A 15,507-nucleotide genomic window follows, 5' to 3' on the forward strand; every position below is an offset into this window, starting at 1 on the left:
CATGCTGACGAAAACATCGTTTCAAGGGAAGCTTAACAAAACCGAGAATCTGTTCATCCCGTTCGTCGTAGCAGGAGATCCTTCTCCGGAATATACAATTGAATTTGCGCTGAGGCTGCAGGAGCAGGGAGCGGACGTTCTGGAACTCGGTGTTCCCTACTCCGACCCGCTTGCTGATGGACCGACGATCCAGCGCGCGGCCAAACGGGCGTTGAACGCCGGCATGTCTCTGAGAAAAGCGATCCAGCTTGTTCCGGAACTCCGCAGGCACGGAGTGGAGATTCCTGTTGTGATCTTCACGTACTACAACCCTGTGCTGCAGATCGGCCATCAGGACTTCTTCAACCTGCTTGAAGAAAACGGCGTGGAAGGCGTTTTGATTCCAGACCTTCCTTTTGAAGAGAGTGAAGAAGTGCGGAGCATGGCTGTTGAGAAGGATGTCGAATTCATTTCCCTCGTCGCGCCGAATTCAGATACACGTATCCAGCAGATCGCAGAACATGCCCGCGGGTTCCTGTATTGTGTATCCTCCCTTGGTGTGACCGGCGGAAGCAGCGGAATGTCCGCAGAAGCGTTAACCTTCATTAAAAAAGTGAAGGAGCACAGCCAGGTCCCTGTGGCAGTCGGATTTGGAATTTCTACGAATGAGGATGTGAAGCTTGTTCGTGAACATGCCGACGGTGTCATTATCGGCAGTAAGATCATCCGGCTTATCGAAACAGAGCTTGAAGCCATAGAAAAGGGGCAGAAAGAAGAGGCACTGGACAGCTTTACGAAAGGCATTCAGGAACTCGTCAAAGATTGAGGTGCAGATCGAGCAGAGAGGAGATGAGCAGAGTGATTTATATGATTGACCACTATGATTCATTCACGTATAACCTCGTCCAGTACCTGGGCGAGCTAGGTAAAGAGGTCGTCGTCCGCAGAAACGACGAAGCATCAGTTGAAGAAATTGAACAGCTGGATCCGGAGCTGATATTCCTGTCACCCGGACCGTGCTCTCCGGATGAGACGGGGGTCACGCTTGAAGTCATCGATCATTTTAAAACGAAGACACCGATTTTCGGCGTCTGCCTGGGCCATCAGTCGATTGCCCAGGTATTTGGTGGCAACGTCATCCGGGCGGAACGCCTGATGCACGGCAAGTCCTCCCGCGTCTTTCATGATGGCCGCGGTATTTATGAGGGCTTGAATAATCCAATGGAAGCGATGCGTTATCACTCCCTGATTGTCGAACTGGATTCCCTTCCTGATTGTTTCGAAATCAGCTCCACCACCGTTGAAGGAGAAATCATGGGGATACGCCATCTGGAATATCCTGTGGAAGGCGTGCAGTTCCATCCCGAATCCATCGGTACAAATGATGGTATGCAGCTTCTTAAAAATGTCATCGAACAACGGATGAAAGCTTTATTATAATAAAGAAGAAGACCGGTATGCCCATTCATACCGGTCTTCTTTTTTTAGGACTATAGAACTAATTTTACTACAAAATTCTGTCGCTCTTTTCCTTTTTTAACTGAACTTTCATAACAAAAAGACAACTTTTTGAGATGGTGCCCTTAACCTGCTTATCGAAGATTGTGAAAGATGAAACAAGCCCCAAAACGCCTGGAACTAACGCTTTTTTCCCAAGGTGTAATGCGTTTTCACAAATGCTGAAACTGTGTTAGGTTATAAAGTGTTGTGTTAGACGGGCAGTCACCGGCCGGTGGATAGATATTCATGTGCTCTAGGAAATCCAGCAGTAAAAAAACATCAGGAGATGATTCAGTCAGTATGGAATTGCAACAAGATCCAACTTTACTATGGTTTATTGCTATCTACGGGATTGTAATGATCGGCATCGGTGTAGTCATGTCGAAGAAAGTATCTGGAAGTGAGGACTTTGTCCTTGCCGGTAAAAGTCTCGGACCTTTTGTGCTTATGGGGACCCTGCTTGCTACGTGGACAGGAAGTGGAAGTATTTCCGGAGGGGAGACGTCGATGGCGTTCTCTTACGGTATTCTGCCTTCCTTGATGATGATGCTCCCAACGTTGGTCGGAATTATTATTCTTTATGTCGTCGCTCCTAAAATCCGGGCCTACGGGAAATTTACCGTCTCAGGAATTTTGGAAGCGAAATATGGACGAACGTCCCGAAACCTTGCGAGTGTTATTATCATCCTGGCCTATGTAGGGATTGTATCCTATCAGATGAAAGGCTTCGGCTTTATCTTGAATTTGACGACAGGGATGACCGTTCAGGCAGGAACAATCATCGGTGCAGGAATGATCATTTTCCTTGCGATGATCGGCGGACTTCGTTCGGTTTCCCAGACAGACGCCATCAGCGGCTTTTTGATGGTAGGTGGTTTAATCGTCACAGTTCCTACGATTATCATGGTCGCAGGCGGATGGAGTGAGATCGTCGCCAATGTGCCGGAAAGTCATATGACCTCTACAGGCGGACTGACAACCGTACAGATGATCGGTTATCTGCTGCCTTCCTTGTTCCTTCTGCTTGGTGACCAGAACATGTACCAGCGACTGGCCTCATCCAAAGGGGACAAGTCAGCCAAACGAGCTCAAATCGGCTGGTTGATTGCGATGCTGATCATTTCACCATCTATTTCTATCATCGCCTTTGCCTCCCGTTCCTTATTCCCGGACATTGATCCCGGAATGGCCCTTATGGCTACAACCGTAGCTATGCCTATGGCCATCGGTGGCGTTCTTCTGGCAGCTGCCGCGTCCTTTATCATTACGACCGGAAATTCGTATCTTTTGTCGGCAGCGACCAACTTAACCTACGACTTGTACGGCAAGTATGTGAATAAAGACGCTTCCGATAAGAAGCTGCTCACGATGACGCGGATCTTTATCGTAGCCCTTGGATTGTTTGCTTTTATCATTATCAGCTATTTCCCAACCGTGCTGAGTGTGCAGATGTACGCTTATACCGTCTACGGTGCCGGATTGACGCCAGCCGTTCTCGCCGTTTTCTTCTGGAAACGCGTAAACGCAGCAGGTGGTGTATCTTCCATGGTTGCTGGTGTTGTCACAACACTTGTATGGGAGATCGTCCTGCAGAAGCCGTTTGACGTCAATAGTGTCGTCATCGCGGTCCCTGTAGCCGTTCTCGTCCTCATTATCGTTACCCTTGTAACGTCTAATAAAGGAGAGGCTGCCGCAGACGTGCGTGCATCCTAATTCAAGAAGACCTTCTGATTGTAATCAGAAGGTCTTCTTGCTGTAGAAAAAAGTACAGCTTTTCGTAGGTCACGTGGTCACGTTCCGCTTATCGGTGGATGCCTGCCGCGGGCACGGCCTCAGCTAACTTGGGCAGGAAGATCACCTGCCCAAGTGGATCTTCGGCTCGCGCTGTTCCCGCAGGCGTCACCACCGAACGCTCCTCAAACCAACTATAGGCCATATGCGAACGGAAAGACCTTCTGATCTTAATCAGAAGGTCTTTTTTGAATTTTTTTGTCAAAAAGTATTGATAAAGAAATACGGACATGCTATTATCATACTTGTCTTCAATAAATACGGGGCATTAGCTCAGCTGGGAGAGCGCTACACTGGCAGTGTAGAGGTCAGCGGTTCGAGCCCGCTATGCTCCACTTATAAGGTACGATTAAAACCCTTCTTACTCAAAGTAAGAGGGGTTTTTTGTTTGAATATGTAGAATTTGGGAAAAAGACCTTTAATCTAACAAATTGGGGTGACAGCATGGGGAAAAGGAAAGTGAAAAACAGATGGCTCATCGCTTTATGTGCCGTCGGCATCCATATTTCCATCGGATCGGTGTATGCGTGGAGTAACTTTACGGGGCCGTTGAGTGAGGAATTCGGCTGGTCGGCCAGCCAGGTGCAGTTTACGTTCAGTGTCGCAATTTTATTTCTAGGTTTATCTGCTGCTTTTCTTGGCTGGTTTGTAGAAAAATACGGTCCGCGGGTGGCGGGGATAACAGCGGCTGTATTCTTCGGTATCGGTGTCGCAGGATCAGGGATTGCGGTACAGGCCGGATCGCTCTGGCTGCTGTACTTTTTTTATGGGGTTCTTGGTGGGATCGGTCTTGGAGTGGGCTATATCGCACCGGTATCCACGCTTGTTAAATGGTTCCCGGACCGTCGTGGACTGGCGACCGGCATGGCGATTATGGGCTTTGGCTTCGCCGCTGCGATTGCCAGTCCGCTGATGAACTTTTTTATCAATCAAACAGGCATTGCCGCAACCTTCTACATTCTCGGTATCTCTTATTTTGTCGTTATGATTGGTTCTTCCCTGTATCTGTCCCGTCCGCCGGAGGACTGGGTTCCGGAGGGCTACGACCCGAAGGAACAGGAGTCTTCGGATAAACAGGACCTCGCTAATATGCGGGCGAAGGAAGCGGTCAAGACGAAGCGTTTTTATTACTTATGGGTAATGCTCTTCATCAATGTGACGTGCGGGATCGCCGTCATCTCCGCCGCTAAACCGCTGCTTGAGGAAAGTGTCGGTGTAGCAGCTGGGACAGCGGCGACACTTGTGGGCGTGATGGGGATCTTTAACGGTCTCGGCCGGATTGGCTGGGCTAGTGCGTCGGACTATATCGGCCGTGGAAATACGTATTTAGCATTTTTCGTTCTGCAGATTGGTCTTTTCCTGATTGTGCCTTATACATCCATTACATGGGTGTTCGTCGTGGCGTTTTCGGTCATTTACACTTGCTACGGTGGAGGATTTGCAGCGATGCCGGCCTTTATCGGCGACTTGTTCGGAACGAAGGAGCTTGGTGCCATTCACGGGTACATTTTGACCGCATGGGCAGCTGCGGGACTTGCCGGTCCTGTGTTTGCAGCATGGATGAAGGATACGACAGGCAGTTATGAGAACAGCTTGATCTATTTTGCCGGTTTGTTTGTGATTGCCCTCGTCGTTTCAATCTTGACGAAGCGTGATGAAAAACAGAAACGCCAAGCGCTGAAGGAAGAATCGCGCACAGCGTAATAGAGAGGAAACCCGGGTCTCATTCTCTGGGTTTCCTTTTTTTAGTGGGAGGCGTAGAATGGGATTCATATATAGATAGATAAGGGGAGGAGAGCGGGATGATTCAAAGGTTGAACCGGCTGCTGCAGAAGCTGATGCCCTACATCACACCTGCAGCTGTCGTTTTCGGTGTGATCTTCGCCAGGTGGCTTGAACCGCTTGTTTTTCTTGTACCATGGATCTTTGCTGTTATGACCTTTGCCGGCAGCCTTGGTTCCAATTTTACTGATTTGAAAAACGTGCTGCGTCATCCGTTCGGGTTAATCATCTGTCTTCTCGTTTTACATATACTCATGCCGGTCATCGCCCTTGGAACAGGAGCGCTATTTTTCAGCGGGGATGTGAACACAACCATCGGGCTTGTTTTATCCTTTGTCATTCCAACCGGGATAACGTCGCTGATCTGGGTATCGATCTATAAAGGAAACGTCGTGCTGACGCTGTCAATTATTCTGGTGGACACGATGCTTGCTCCGTTTATCGTTCCGGTCGTTATGAAGCTCCTCGTCGGAAATGCGGTGGAAATGGATGCGCTGTCGATTATGATGGGTCTGCTCTGGATGATTGTGATTCCATCGCTCCTCGGGATGTGTGTGAACCAGTGGGGAAAAAGGGAATGGACGGAGCGTTTGGAGAGGAGCCTGGCTCCCACAACCAAACTTGGCATTGCTTCTGTCGTGATGATCAACAGTTCAGCGGTCGCTCCTTACTTGAAGGAAATGAACGGGAAGCTGGCAGCGACAGCGCTGACGGTGTTCCTTCTGGCTGTCCTGGCTTACACGCTCGGCTTCTGGTCAGCAAAGCTTGCGAAGCTTGAGAACGTGAGTATCCTATCGCTCACGTTCAACAGCGGTATGCGCAACATAAGTGGAGGAGCCGTTATCGCGATTACCTATTTTCCCGCAGCGGCCGCTGTGCCGGTCATCGTCGGAATGCTGTTTCAGCAGGTGCTCGCTTCGTTTGCCGGGAAATTTTTCGAAAAGCGGGCGGTACGGGTGAAAGAGGCCGGTTAATCGATATCATGCAGATTTGGCTGATGTATCCGGAAAAATGTTGATATCTCACCAATATGGATCGATCTATTCAAGAAACGACCGATATATCGATCTGATTGACCGATATCCGGTGCTGGGAACACGAAAAAAGCTTCCGCTTCGTCAGGAGACTACTGAAAAACTCCTTCCTATCAAGAGAAGGGGGTAAAGGTGGTTATTGTTTCTCACGAATCGCTTGTCGATGGATGTTTGCCGCGGGCACGGCCTCAGCTGACTTGGTCAAGAAGATCATTGGACCAAGTGGATCTTCGGCTCGCGCTGTTTCCGCAGGCGTCACCATCGAACGCTCATCGTGGAATCAACGGTGTCCCACCTAAAAAGAGTGATTTTCTTTAATTTATAAATCAAAGAAAATCACTCTTTTTTCTTATACGATGAAAAGAATACATGAAAGTGAGGGATTCCATGTTAGATCGTCAATCATCCATACCTTTCACAAATCCTCAGTTTTTCAGTGGCCTTCTTCGTTAGCGGACGCTTGTTTTATACACCACGTTTGTTTCCCCAGACGAGGGCGTGCACCTGTGGCAGCACGCGTACATGATTCAAGTTTTTCGAGGCCGTCACCTTGTCAATCAGCCATTCATACTGGTCAAGCAGGTGAGAGGCAAGGCTGCCTGGTTTCTCTTCTACAAGGTCATCATTGCCGACTTGTAAAAAGAAAGGAACGTCCGGGTAACGCTGATGCACGGTTTCCGCATACGTCAGATCCTCATCGTTAAAAATAACGACCTTCAGACTAACATGCGAGGAGCGCCCCTGCTCCTGAAGCCTCTGGATGATGTCATCGAGCACGTCCCAGTTTGTCGTCATCAGCGAGCTCGGCGGTTTTGGTGAAATCGTTAAATCATCAATGTCCACAAACCAGTCCTGCCACCGGCTTCCCTGCGTTTCTAGGGCCACTTCAATGCCGCGTTCATGCAGCGGCTGAATAAGCTCATGCAGGTTTTTCAAAAGGGCGGGGTTTCCACCGGAGATGGTGACGTGATCGAATCGGTCGCCGCCTTCTTCTACCAGTCGGTCGATGATGTTATCGGCTGTCAGGCGTTCGATATCCTCTTTGGCACTGCCATCCCACGTGAAGGCGGAGTCGCACCAGGCGCAGCTGTAATCACAGCCGGCTGTCCGGACGAACATCGTTTTCCGGCCGACGACCATTCCTTCGCCTTGTATGGTCGGTCCGAATATTTCGAGTACAGGGAACTTATGCATCGTTCATCCACTCCCGTCGGGCTTCCGCGTAGCTTGTCGGTGTTTCATACAGCTTTACAAATTCAACGCGGTAATCATTGGGGTAGGAACGAAGCGACTCCTGCATTTGTTCATAAATCCAGACGACCATGTTCTCTGCCGTTGTATTCATCTGCGGAAGCGTATCGTTCAAGTACCTGTGATCGAGGTGGACTTCAATATCGTCCTTCCAGATTTTCTTGATATCACCGAAGTCGATCACAAGGCCGATCTCATCGGTATAGCCACTGATGCCGAAGATAACTTTGTACGTATGTCCATGCAGGTTTTTGCACTTGCCTTCATAACAGTGGAGGTGGTGGGCGGCGTCAAAGGTGAATTCCTTGCTCACCATCACCCGTTTCTGGTGGTATTTCAACTCATGACGCTTAATATCTTCATCGATTTTCTGCAGGTTTTCCACGATCGTAAATCCGTACATCGTTACGCCTCCTTCCGCTCAGATAAATAGTTTTCCAAACCCTGTCTGCGCAGGTCGCAGGCGGGACATTCTCCACAACCGTCTCCGCGTACACCGTTATAGCAGGTGAGGGTTTTTTCGCGTACGTAGGAAAAGGCGGCCAGGTCATCGGCCATTTTCCACGTCTGCGCTTTATCCAGCCACATGAGCGGGGTATGGATGACGAATTCATCGTCCATCGACAGGTTGAGGGAAACGTTCAGTGATTTAACGAACACATCGCGGCAGTCGGGATACCCGCTGAAGTCCGTTTCACATACACCAGTAATAATGTGCTTGGCACCAATCTGACGGGCGAGAATCGTAGCGAAAGATAGGAATAGAAGGTTTCTTCCAGGGACGAATGTGGAAGGAAGCTCTCCGTCTTCTCCGTCTTTAACGTCGATATCGTCCCGGGTCAGCGCGTTTGGGGCAAGCTGATTCAACAGCGACATGTCGAGGACGTGCTGACGGACACCCAGGTCTCCGGCGATCTCCTCTGCCACTCCGATTTCCTGTTTATGACGCTGATTATAGTCAAAAGTGACCACTTCCACGTGATCAAACTGTTCTAAAGCCCAGAAAAGGCAGGTCGTGCTGTCTTGTCCGCCGCTGAACACGACGACGGCTTTCTTGTTTTTTTCCATAAAAAAATTCTCCTTTCAATCATGAAAAAGAGAATTCTACACACCCAAAACCATAAAAAAACCGCACCTAAGGCAAGGTACAGTTCCATCCTTAGTTTTTTATAGAGGGTGTCGCTAGAACCTCTCCTGCTTATTCAGCAGATTTTATGAAACTATCTGCCATTGTATCACATCTCTACGAAGGGAAACAGAAATTTCTGAGATTCCTAATGAGATATTGTGAAATATTTCACAAAGTGGTCACTCTCTTTTCCATTCTTTTCCGATATAATGAAAGTATCAAGAGGTAAGGGTGTGGGTAGGATGACATTTCTTCAATTAATCACGGCACTGATGCCGGTGGCTGCCGTCTTTATTCTATTGGTCTTATGCCGTTTTCCGGCGGTACGTGCCATGCCGGTCAGTCTCCTTGTCGTTGCTTTATCCGCCGTCTTCATTTGGAAGGTGCCTTTGATCAGGGCGGCTTCGGCCTCCCTTGAAGGCATCATGATTGCCGTGTCTATATTATGGATTGTATTTGGCGCGGTGCTTCTTTTGAATACTTTGAAAAACAGTGGCGCACTCGGAGTGATTCGTACCGGTTTTTCCGGGATTACGAGTGACCGCAGGGTTCAGCTGATTATCATCGCCTGGCTGTTCGGGTCCTTCATTGAAGGGGCGGCCGGATTTGGAACGCCTGCCGCGATTGCTGCGCCTTTACTCCTGACACTCGGATTTCCGGCGCTCGCTTCCGTCTCTCTTGCTTTGATCGCGGACAGCAGTGCAGTATCCTTTGGAGCTGTGGGGACACCGTTGATTGTAGGAGTGGACCAGGGATTGAGACAGGGGGAAGCGGTGGCCGAACCCGTCCGGCAGGCCCTTGGCAGTCAGACATTAACACAATTTGTATATGAGGTCGCTCAATCTGCCGTTCTGATGGACTTGTTTATCGGCAGCTTTATCCCCCTTGTGCTCGTATTGATTCTTACGAAGCTCTTTGGTGAAAACCGCTCCTTAAGAGAAGGTCTTGAAATCTGGAAATTTGCCCTTTTTGCCGGGGTAAGCTTTACGCTTCCCGCTTTACTTGTCGTTCATCTGCTTGGACCGGAATTTCCGTCCATCATCGGCGGCCTTGTCGGCTTGGCACTCGTCGTTCCGGCAGCTAAAAAAGGGTTCCTTCTTCCGGATGAACCCTGGGATTTCGGAAAAAGGGAGGAAGATGAAGCGGTGGAGGAAATCAGCGCCAACGCTGTCACCATGCCTTTATACAAAGCGTGGGTTCCTTATATCGTTGTTGCTGTCCTGCTCGTTCTGACCCGGGTGAATGTTCTTCCTCTGAAAAGCTGGCTGACCTCTGTGTCTGTAACATGGAACGATATTTTAGGAACAGGCATCACAACTTCTTTTCAGCCCTTCTATCTTCCTGGAACGATTTTTGCCGTTGCTGTCTTGTTCACTATTTTTTATCACAGGATGAGAAGGAAAGAAGTGCTGGAAACATTGAAAACGTCCGCGCATACCATGGTGGGGAGTGCTGTAGCCCTGGGCACAGCGGTTCCGATGGTGCGGATCTTCATCAATTCCGGCGTGAACGACGCAGGCCTTGCCAGTATGCCGATGGAGCTTGCCGAGATTTTTTCTGCTTCTGTTGGAGAAGCCTGGCCGCTGGCCGCTCCTGTAATCGGTGCGCTCGGTTCTTTCATATCCGGCAGTGCGACATTCAGCAATATGATGTTTTCTTTATTCCAATTCAGCGTAGCGGATCAGATCCAGGTCGCTCCGCAGCAGGTAACGGCTCTGCAAGTGCTCGGTTCCAATGCGGGTAACATGGTGTGCATCCTCAATGTTGTGGCCGCTGCCTCTGTCGTAAACCTCGTCGGTGAAGAAGGAACAATCATCCGTTTGACGATGATTCCGATGCTCCTCTATGTAGTCATGGCGGGTGTAATCGGTATGGCGGCTGTCTATCTATTTTAATCCTCATGTCGATTTGAAAACGGTCCACCAGAAGGCGGGCCGTTTTCAAAGAATAAAAGTAAAGTTTTTCAGATTTGCTTGTTGACTTCCTCTGTATATTTTGTATAATTATAAACAATAAATAATAAAAATACATTCGAAGACGAAGAAAGTACGTATGGATGCTGGTCTTACAGCGAGTCGGGGTTGGTGGAAGCCTGATGGCCATTCATAGGGAAACGCACTTCCGAGAAGTTTGGTGAACGCGAGTAGCCGGAACCGGGATCCCCCGTTATCAGTATTGAGCTGGTCTATGTTTCATAGACAATGAGAGTGGCACCGCGGATGTGAACGATAAAATCCGTCTCTTACGATTAGTAGGAGACGGGTTTTTTTAATGGACAAAAATATGAAGGAGGACGTTATAATGACAAAACCAAAGGTTGTATTAGCATATTCTGGTGGATTGGATACTTCGATTTCTGTGAAATGGATCCAGGAGAAGTACGGCTATGATGTGATTGCACTCGGGCTTGATGTTGGAGAAGGGAAGGACCTTGAGGCCATCCGTCAGAAAGCGCTGGATGTCGGAGCAATCAAGGCCATCATGGTCAATGCCAAAGAAATCCTTGCTGAGGAATATTTGATGCCTGCCTTGAAAGCCAACGCCTTGTATGAAGGTAAATATCCGTTATCTTCTGCCTTGTCCCGTCCACTTATTTCCAAACTTCTTGTAGAGGTTGCAGAACAGGAAGGAGCAGTGGCAGTCGCTCACGGCTGTACAGGAAAAGGGAACGACCAGGTTCGTTTTGAAGTTTCCATCCAGGCGCTGAATCCGGAGCTTGAAGTCATTGCTCCTGTCAGAGAGTGGGGAATGACTCGTGATGAGCAGATCGTTTACGCAGAGGAAAAAGGGATTCCGATTCCTGTGAATCTGGAAAATCCGTTTTCCATCGATGCCAACATCTGGGGCCGTGCCTGCGAAGCCGGCGTCCTGGAGGATCCATGGCAGGAAGCACCGGAAGCGGCTTACGCCTGGACCAACCCGCTTGAAAAAACACCGGATACACCGGAAATCCTTGATATCGATTTCAAAGAAGGTAAGCCGGTCGCTTTGAACGGGGAAGCGATGGACATTGTGCCATTGATTGAAAAGCTGAATGAGCTCGGAGGTCTGCATGGGGTTGGAAGAATCGATCATACCGAAAACCGCTTAGTCGGGATCAAATCAAGAGAAGTGTATGAAAACCCGGCAGCCATGATTTTGATCAATGCCCATAAAGAACTGGAATTCCTTACCCTGACCCGTGAAGTATCCCAGTATAAAACGAATGTGGATCAGCAGCTGTCCAAAATGATTTATGATGGTCTCTGGTATTCTCCGCTTCAGCCGGCCTTGTCCGCCTTTGTGGAAACAACCCAGCAGGTTGTCACAGGAACGGTGAAAGTGAAATTGTTTAAAGGCCATGCGATTGTCATCGGCAAGAAGTCACCGGTCAGCCTTTACAATGAAGAGTTGTCCACGTATTCCAAGGAAGATGCTTTTGATCACAACGCAGCCGTCGGTTTCATCAAGCTGTGGGGACTGCCGACAAAAGTCCACGCGGATGTGCATAAAAAGAAGCTGATCGATCAGGCAGCGGTGAAGGTCAATGAGTAAACTGTGGGGCGGACGCTTTACAAAACCAACCAATCAGCTGGTCGAAGAGTATACCTCTTCGATCGGCTTTGATCAAAAGCTGGCCCTACAGGATATCAAAGGAAGCCTCGCTCACGTGGAGATGCTCGCCCACTGTGACATCATTTCCAATGAAGAGAAAAACCAGATCATCCGCGGGCTTCACACGATCCAGGGGAAAATCGAAAACGAGGATGTGGAATATTCCGTAGCGGATGAAGACATTCATATGAACATCGAAAAGCTATTAATAGAAGAAATCGGTCCTGTCGGGGGCAAGCTCCACACCGGAAGAAGTCGGAATGATCAGGTCGCCACGGATATGCACCTGTACCTCCGTGAGAAAACGGAGGCCATCATTGAGCTTGTGGAAAATGTCCAGACAGCGCTGCTGAAGCAGGCCGAGGGAAACGTGGAAACGATTCTTCCAGGGTATACCCATCTGCAGCGGGCGCAGCCCATTTCGTTTGCCCACCATGTGCTCGCCTACTTTTGGATGTTTGAACGTGACAAAGACCGGCTGCAGGACAGCTTGAAGCGGATCAATTGGTCTCCGCTTGGGGCTGCAGCACTTGCCGGAACGCCTTACCCGATCGACCGGCAGATGAGTGCGGATCTCCTCGGGTTTGAAAAGGTATATCCAAACTCTCTGGATGCGGTGAGCGATCGTGACTTTATTCTCGAATTTCTGTCGATTTCATCAATTATGATTACGCACATTTCCCGCCTTTCTGAGGAATTGATTTTATGGAGCAGCGAAGAGTTCAACTTTGTTGAGCTTGATGATGAATTCTGTACCGGTTCAAGCATTATGCCTCAGAAGAAAAACCCGGACGTGCCCGAGCTTCTCCGTGGAAAAACGGGACGTATTTATGGAAACCTGATGGGGCTGCTGACCCTTTTGAAAGGGCTGCCGCTCGCCTATAACAAAGATATGCAGGAGGATAAGGAGGGCATGTTCGACACGATCGATACTTTGGAAGGGGCACTGGCGCTGCTTGCTCCTATGCTGGATTCAATGAAAGTGAAGGCAGGGGAAATGAAAAAAGCAGTGAAAGAGGATTACTCCAATGCCACTGACATTGCCGATTATCTGGCTGTCAAAGGCATGCCGTTCCGTCAGGCTCATGAAGTGATCGGAAAGATCGTGTTGTACGCCATTCAGGAAGGACGCTATCTTCTGGATCTTTCCATAGAGGAATACCAGCAGTTTTCCGAGTTGTTCGAAGCGGATATTTATGACAAGCTCGCTCCGGAACACGTGGTCGCTGCAAGGAACAGTGAAGGCGGCACCGGCTTTGAACAGGTTCATGTTCAAATTAAAACGGCAAAAGAGCACCTCTACGAATAAGAGGTGCTCAAGCTTAAGAGAGAGTATTTGTCGACTTCTGTGCTTTTCCCATGAAGCGTTTACGGTCACGTTCCGCTTATCGGTGGATGCTTGCCGCGGGCACGACCTCAGCTAACTTGGGCAGGAAGAGCACCTGCCCAAGTGGATCTTCGGCTCGCGCTGTTCCCGCAGGCGTCACCACCAAACGCTCCTCGTGACCTCGCCAAAACATAATCAAAAAGACTGGTTTCTTATTTTTGTAATGGAGACCGTTCCACTTACAAAACATAATTCTGGATGGAAAAGTCTCATTGATTACGGAAGGATTTCCGGCTGCTCCACTCCTCGAGAAAACGGACAGTCGAAACACCACAAGGTCGTTTTGCCGAGGAGACAACGGATAAACATTGTGTTTTTATACAAGAAGAGCACCTCTACGAATAAGAGGTGCTCTTTTTGTATGGAGGTTTGAAAGGGTTTGCTTAAGGATACTATATCCATACCAACTATATTAAGAGAGGAAGAAAACGATGTCTAAAACCGTTCAAGCTTATTTCCAGACAGAAAATGATGCCGAAAGCGCTAAAGCCGATCTGCAGTCGTTATCCGTCCAGCAGGAAATGGTGGAGGCCATTCCGGGGGATGTGGACCTGACCCCGGTTGTCCCTGTAGCAGGCTCTGCCAATACAGGCGGCGGGACATTCAATTTTACAGAGATCATCACTCCAAAGCACGACCGTGAGGAAGCCCTATCCGATAAGCGGCATTTGACCCATGTGCTCCATTTTTCCGTGAAGGAGGAAGAGTATGAACGAGCCGTTGGGGTCATTAAAGATCATAACGGACATATGAACCGAAACGACCTTGATGATGAATAAATCCCGTGCGGGGGGGCTCTCCCCGCACGGGATTTTTTACATGTAGAGGCTGGCCAGGAAAATGCCGATGGATTCCTGGTAGATTTCATCAAACTGTTCAAGTGGAAGCGGGTTGACTCCCTGTCCGAGTTCCACAGTAAACCCCGGCTGGCGGAAATCCTGAATGAACCAGTCTTTGTAGCCGGCATAACTGTCCACGAAACGAATCGGTTCATAGCCGCTCACCCGGCTGAATTCTTTTACTATGGTCATGGCCCGGGGAGGTTCAAGCCCTTCATATCCCCAGTAAATGACCTCTCCCTGCGTATGAAAAGCGAGCATCTTCGAAAACTTTCTCTGCCTGGCAAGCTCCGCCATTGCCACAGCTTCCGGTTCACTCAAAGGTTCATAGCCGGGAAAATCCCTGAACGCAGGTTCTTCAGGTTTACGCTCTGCTTCGACTTCCCATTTGGCAGGGAATTGATTATTGAGATCCACACCGCGGATATTCGCTTTCCATCCGGAAAAGTCCCGGCTTCCTTCATTAATAGCAAGCGCGGCTTCTCCGACCTCACCTTCAGGCGGACCGTTCAGGACAAGATCTACGCCATCCGGGTCCACCATCGGTACAATCGACAAGGTAATCCGGTTGTACAATGGCTGGACATCCATGCCGCGGATCGATTCTTTGTTGGTTAGTGCAAGTAAATAATCATTCAGAAACTGCATGATGACTCCGGTTGTAATCCACTCATTGGCATGAAAGGATCCATTCCAGTGTACGTACTCGTTCCCTCGGCCGATCCGCAGTTCCTGAAGCTCTTTTCCCATGACCGACTGTCCGATGCTGGACCGCCGGATGAACGGATAAAGGTCAAACAGGGCACGAAGGTCCTCTGATAATACAGCAGACGTGTAGGGGCGGTTTCCGTTAACAATCCGGGTCGATACACGTTCCGGGAGGAGAAGGAATCCGCCGAGCGGAAGCGCGTCGGGATCGGCGTCCGGGTTTAATAGAAACAGCGCATCTAATGAGAGACGATTTTCACCGGCCAGCTTCCATAACGTGTCCCCCTGCGCAATGGTATACGCAGTAGTACGCCAGCCGGGGATTTTAATGGTCTGACCAATTTGAAGAGCTTCAGGCGTGAGCCCGGGATTGGAATCCATGAGCAGTGGGAGAGGAATATTGAAAAGTCCGGCATAGTACCAGAGCGAATCCCCTTTTCTTACTTGTACGTCCAATACAATTCCCCCTTACCGATATATCTTTATTCTATGTATATGGATTGTCCCCGTCCG

Annotated in this window: 13 protein-coding genes, 1 tRNA gene, 1 riboswitch and 1 other annotated feature; of the genes, 10 read left to right on the top strand and 4 right to left on the bottom strand. The window is 49.2% G+C overall.

Annotation, left to right across the window (positions count from 1 at the left end; genetic code table 11):
- Position 1: 1 nt before the first annotated feature.
- From trpA to ACXAGL_RS11915, 6 genes are all read left to right on the top strand, one after another.
- Positions 2-805 carry a tryptophan synthase subunit alpha gene (trpA, locus tag ACXAGL_RS11890; protein ID WP_474991255.1) on the top strand — a complete coding sequence of 268 codons (804 nt, stop codon included), beginning with the start codon at positions 2-4 and terminating at the stop codon, positions 803-805.
- Between the two features lie 32 nt (positions 806-837).
- Positions 838-1,419 carry an anthranilate synthase component II gene (locus tag ACXAGL_RS11895; protein WP_474967644.1) on the top strand — a complete coding sequence of 194 codons (582 nt, stop codon included), beginning with the start codon at positions 838-840 and terminating at the stop codon, positions 1,417-1,419.
- A gap of 360 nt (positions 1,420-1,779) precedes the next feature.
- Positions 1,780-3,192: a sodium:solute symporter family protein gene (locus ACXAGL_RS11900; RefSeq protein WP_474971937.1), complete on the top strand. Its 1,413-nt coding sequence runs from the start codon at positions 1,780-1,782 to the stop codon at positions 3,190-3,192.
- 340 nt (positions 3,193-3,532) lie between these two features.
- Positions 3,533-3,605: transfer RNA gene (locus tag ACXAGL_RS11905), tRNA-Ala, on the top strand.
- A gap of 124 nt (positions 3,606-3,729) precedes the next feature.
- Positions 3,730-4,974, top strand: a complete 1,245-nt coding sequence (locus ACXAGL_RS11910) for an L-lactate MFS transporter (RefSeq protein ID WP_474991256.1) — start codon at positions 3,730-3,732, stop codon at positions 4,972-4,974.
- A gap of 98 nt (positions 4,975-5,072) precedes the next feature.
- Positions 5,073-6,026, top strand: coding sequence for a bile acid:sodium symporter family protein (locus tag ACXAGL_RS11915; protein ID WP_474991257.1), 954 nt, complete (start codon positions 5,073-5,075; stop codon positions 6,024-6,026).
- Positions 6,027-6,551: 525 nt separating this feature from the next.
- On the opposite strand, the gene queE is transcribed toward ACXAGL_RS11915, so the two are convergent.
- From queE to queC, 3 genes are read right to left on the bottom strand one after another with little or no spacing between them, the layout of a single operon-like run.
- Entirely contained in the window at positions 6,552-7,280 is a 729-nt protein-coding gene (gene queE, locus ACXAGL_RS11920; RefSeq protein ID WP_474967648.1) for a 7-carboxy-7-deazaguanine synthase QueE, read from the bottom strand.
- Positions 7,273-7,740: a 6-carboxytetrahydropterin synthase QueD gene (gene queD / locus ACXAGL_RS11925; protein WP_474991258.1), complete on the bottom strand. Its 468-nt coding sequence runs from the start codon at positions 7,738-7,740 to the stop codon at positions 7,273-7,275. The genes queE and queD overlap by 8 nt, the downstream gene beginning before the upstream one ends.
- Positions 7,741-7,742: 2 nt before the next feature.
- A complete protein-coding gene (gene queC / locus ACXAGL_RS11930) occupies positions 7,743-8,405 on the bottom strand; it encodes a 7-cyano-7-deazaguanine synthase QueC (protein WP_474991259.1) in 663 nt (220 codons plus the stop codon).
- Between the two features lie 85 nt (positions 8,406-8,490).
- Positions 8,491-8,535, bottom strand: a riboswitch (PreQ1 riboswitch).
- 173 nt (positions 8,536-8,708) lie between these two features.
- On the opposite strand from queC, the gene ACXAGL_RS11935 reads away from it, so the two are divergent.
- The 4 genes from ACXAGL_RS11935 (at position 8,709) to ACXAGL_RS11950 (ending at position 14,226) form a co-directional block, all read left to right on the top strand.
- Positions 8,709-10,361, top strand: a complete 1,653-nt coding sequence (locus ACXAGL_RS11935) for an L-lactate permease (protein WP_474992371.1) — start codon at positions 8,709-8,711, stop codon at positions 10,359-10,361.
- A 130-nt stretch (positions 10,362-10,491) separates the two neighbouring features.
- Positions 10,492-10,712: a binding site (T-box leader), on the top strand.
- A 55-nt stretch (positions 10,713-10,767) separates the two neighbouring features.
- Positions 10,768-12,000, top strand: a complete 1,233-nt coding sequence (locus ACXAGL_RS11940) for an argininosuccinate synthase (RefSeq protein ID WP_474967651.1) — start codon at positions 10,768-10,770, stop codon at positions 11,998-12,000.
- Positions 11,993-13,369: an argininosuccinate lyase gene (argH, locus tag ACXAGL_RS11945; protein ID WP_474991260.1), complete on the top strand. Its 1,377-nt coding sequence runs from the start codon at positions 11,993-11,995 to the stop codon at positions 13,367-13,369. Before ACXAGL_RS11940 ends, argH begins: the two co-directional genes overlap by 8 nt.
- A gap of 509 nt (positions 13,370-13,878) precedes the next feature.
- On the top strand, positions 13,879-14,226 hold the full coding sequence (locus tag ACXAGL_RS11950) for a hypothetical protein (RefSeq protein WP_474991261.1): 348 nt from the start codon (positions 13,879-13,881) through the stop codon (positions 14,224-14,226).
- A gap of 36 nt (positions 14,227-14,262) precedes the next feature.
- Here ACXAGL_RS11950 and ACXAGL_RS11955 read toward each other — a convergent pair whose 3' ends face one another.
- Entirely contained in the window at positions 14,263-15,450 is a 1,188-nt protein-coding gene (locus ACXAGL_RS11955) for a M14 family metallopeptidase (protein WP_474991262.1), read from the bottom strand.
- Between the last annotated feature and the right edge of the window lie 57 nt (positions 15,451-15,507).

The sequence above is a fragment of the Halobacillus sp. ABA4_118 genome, from assembly GCF_056160205.1.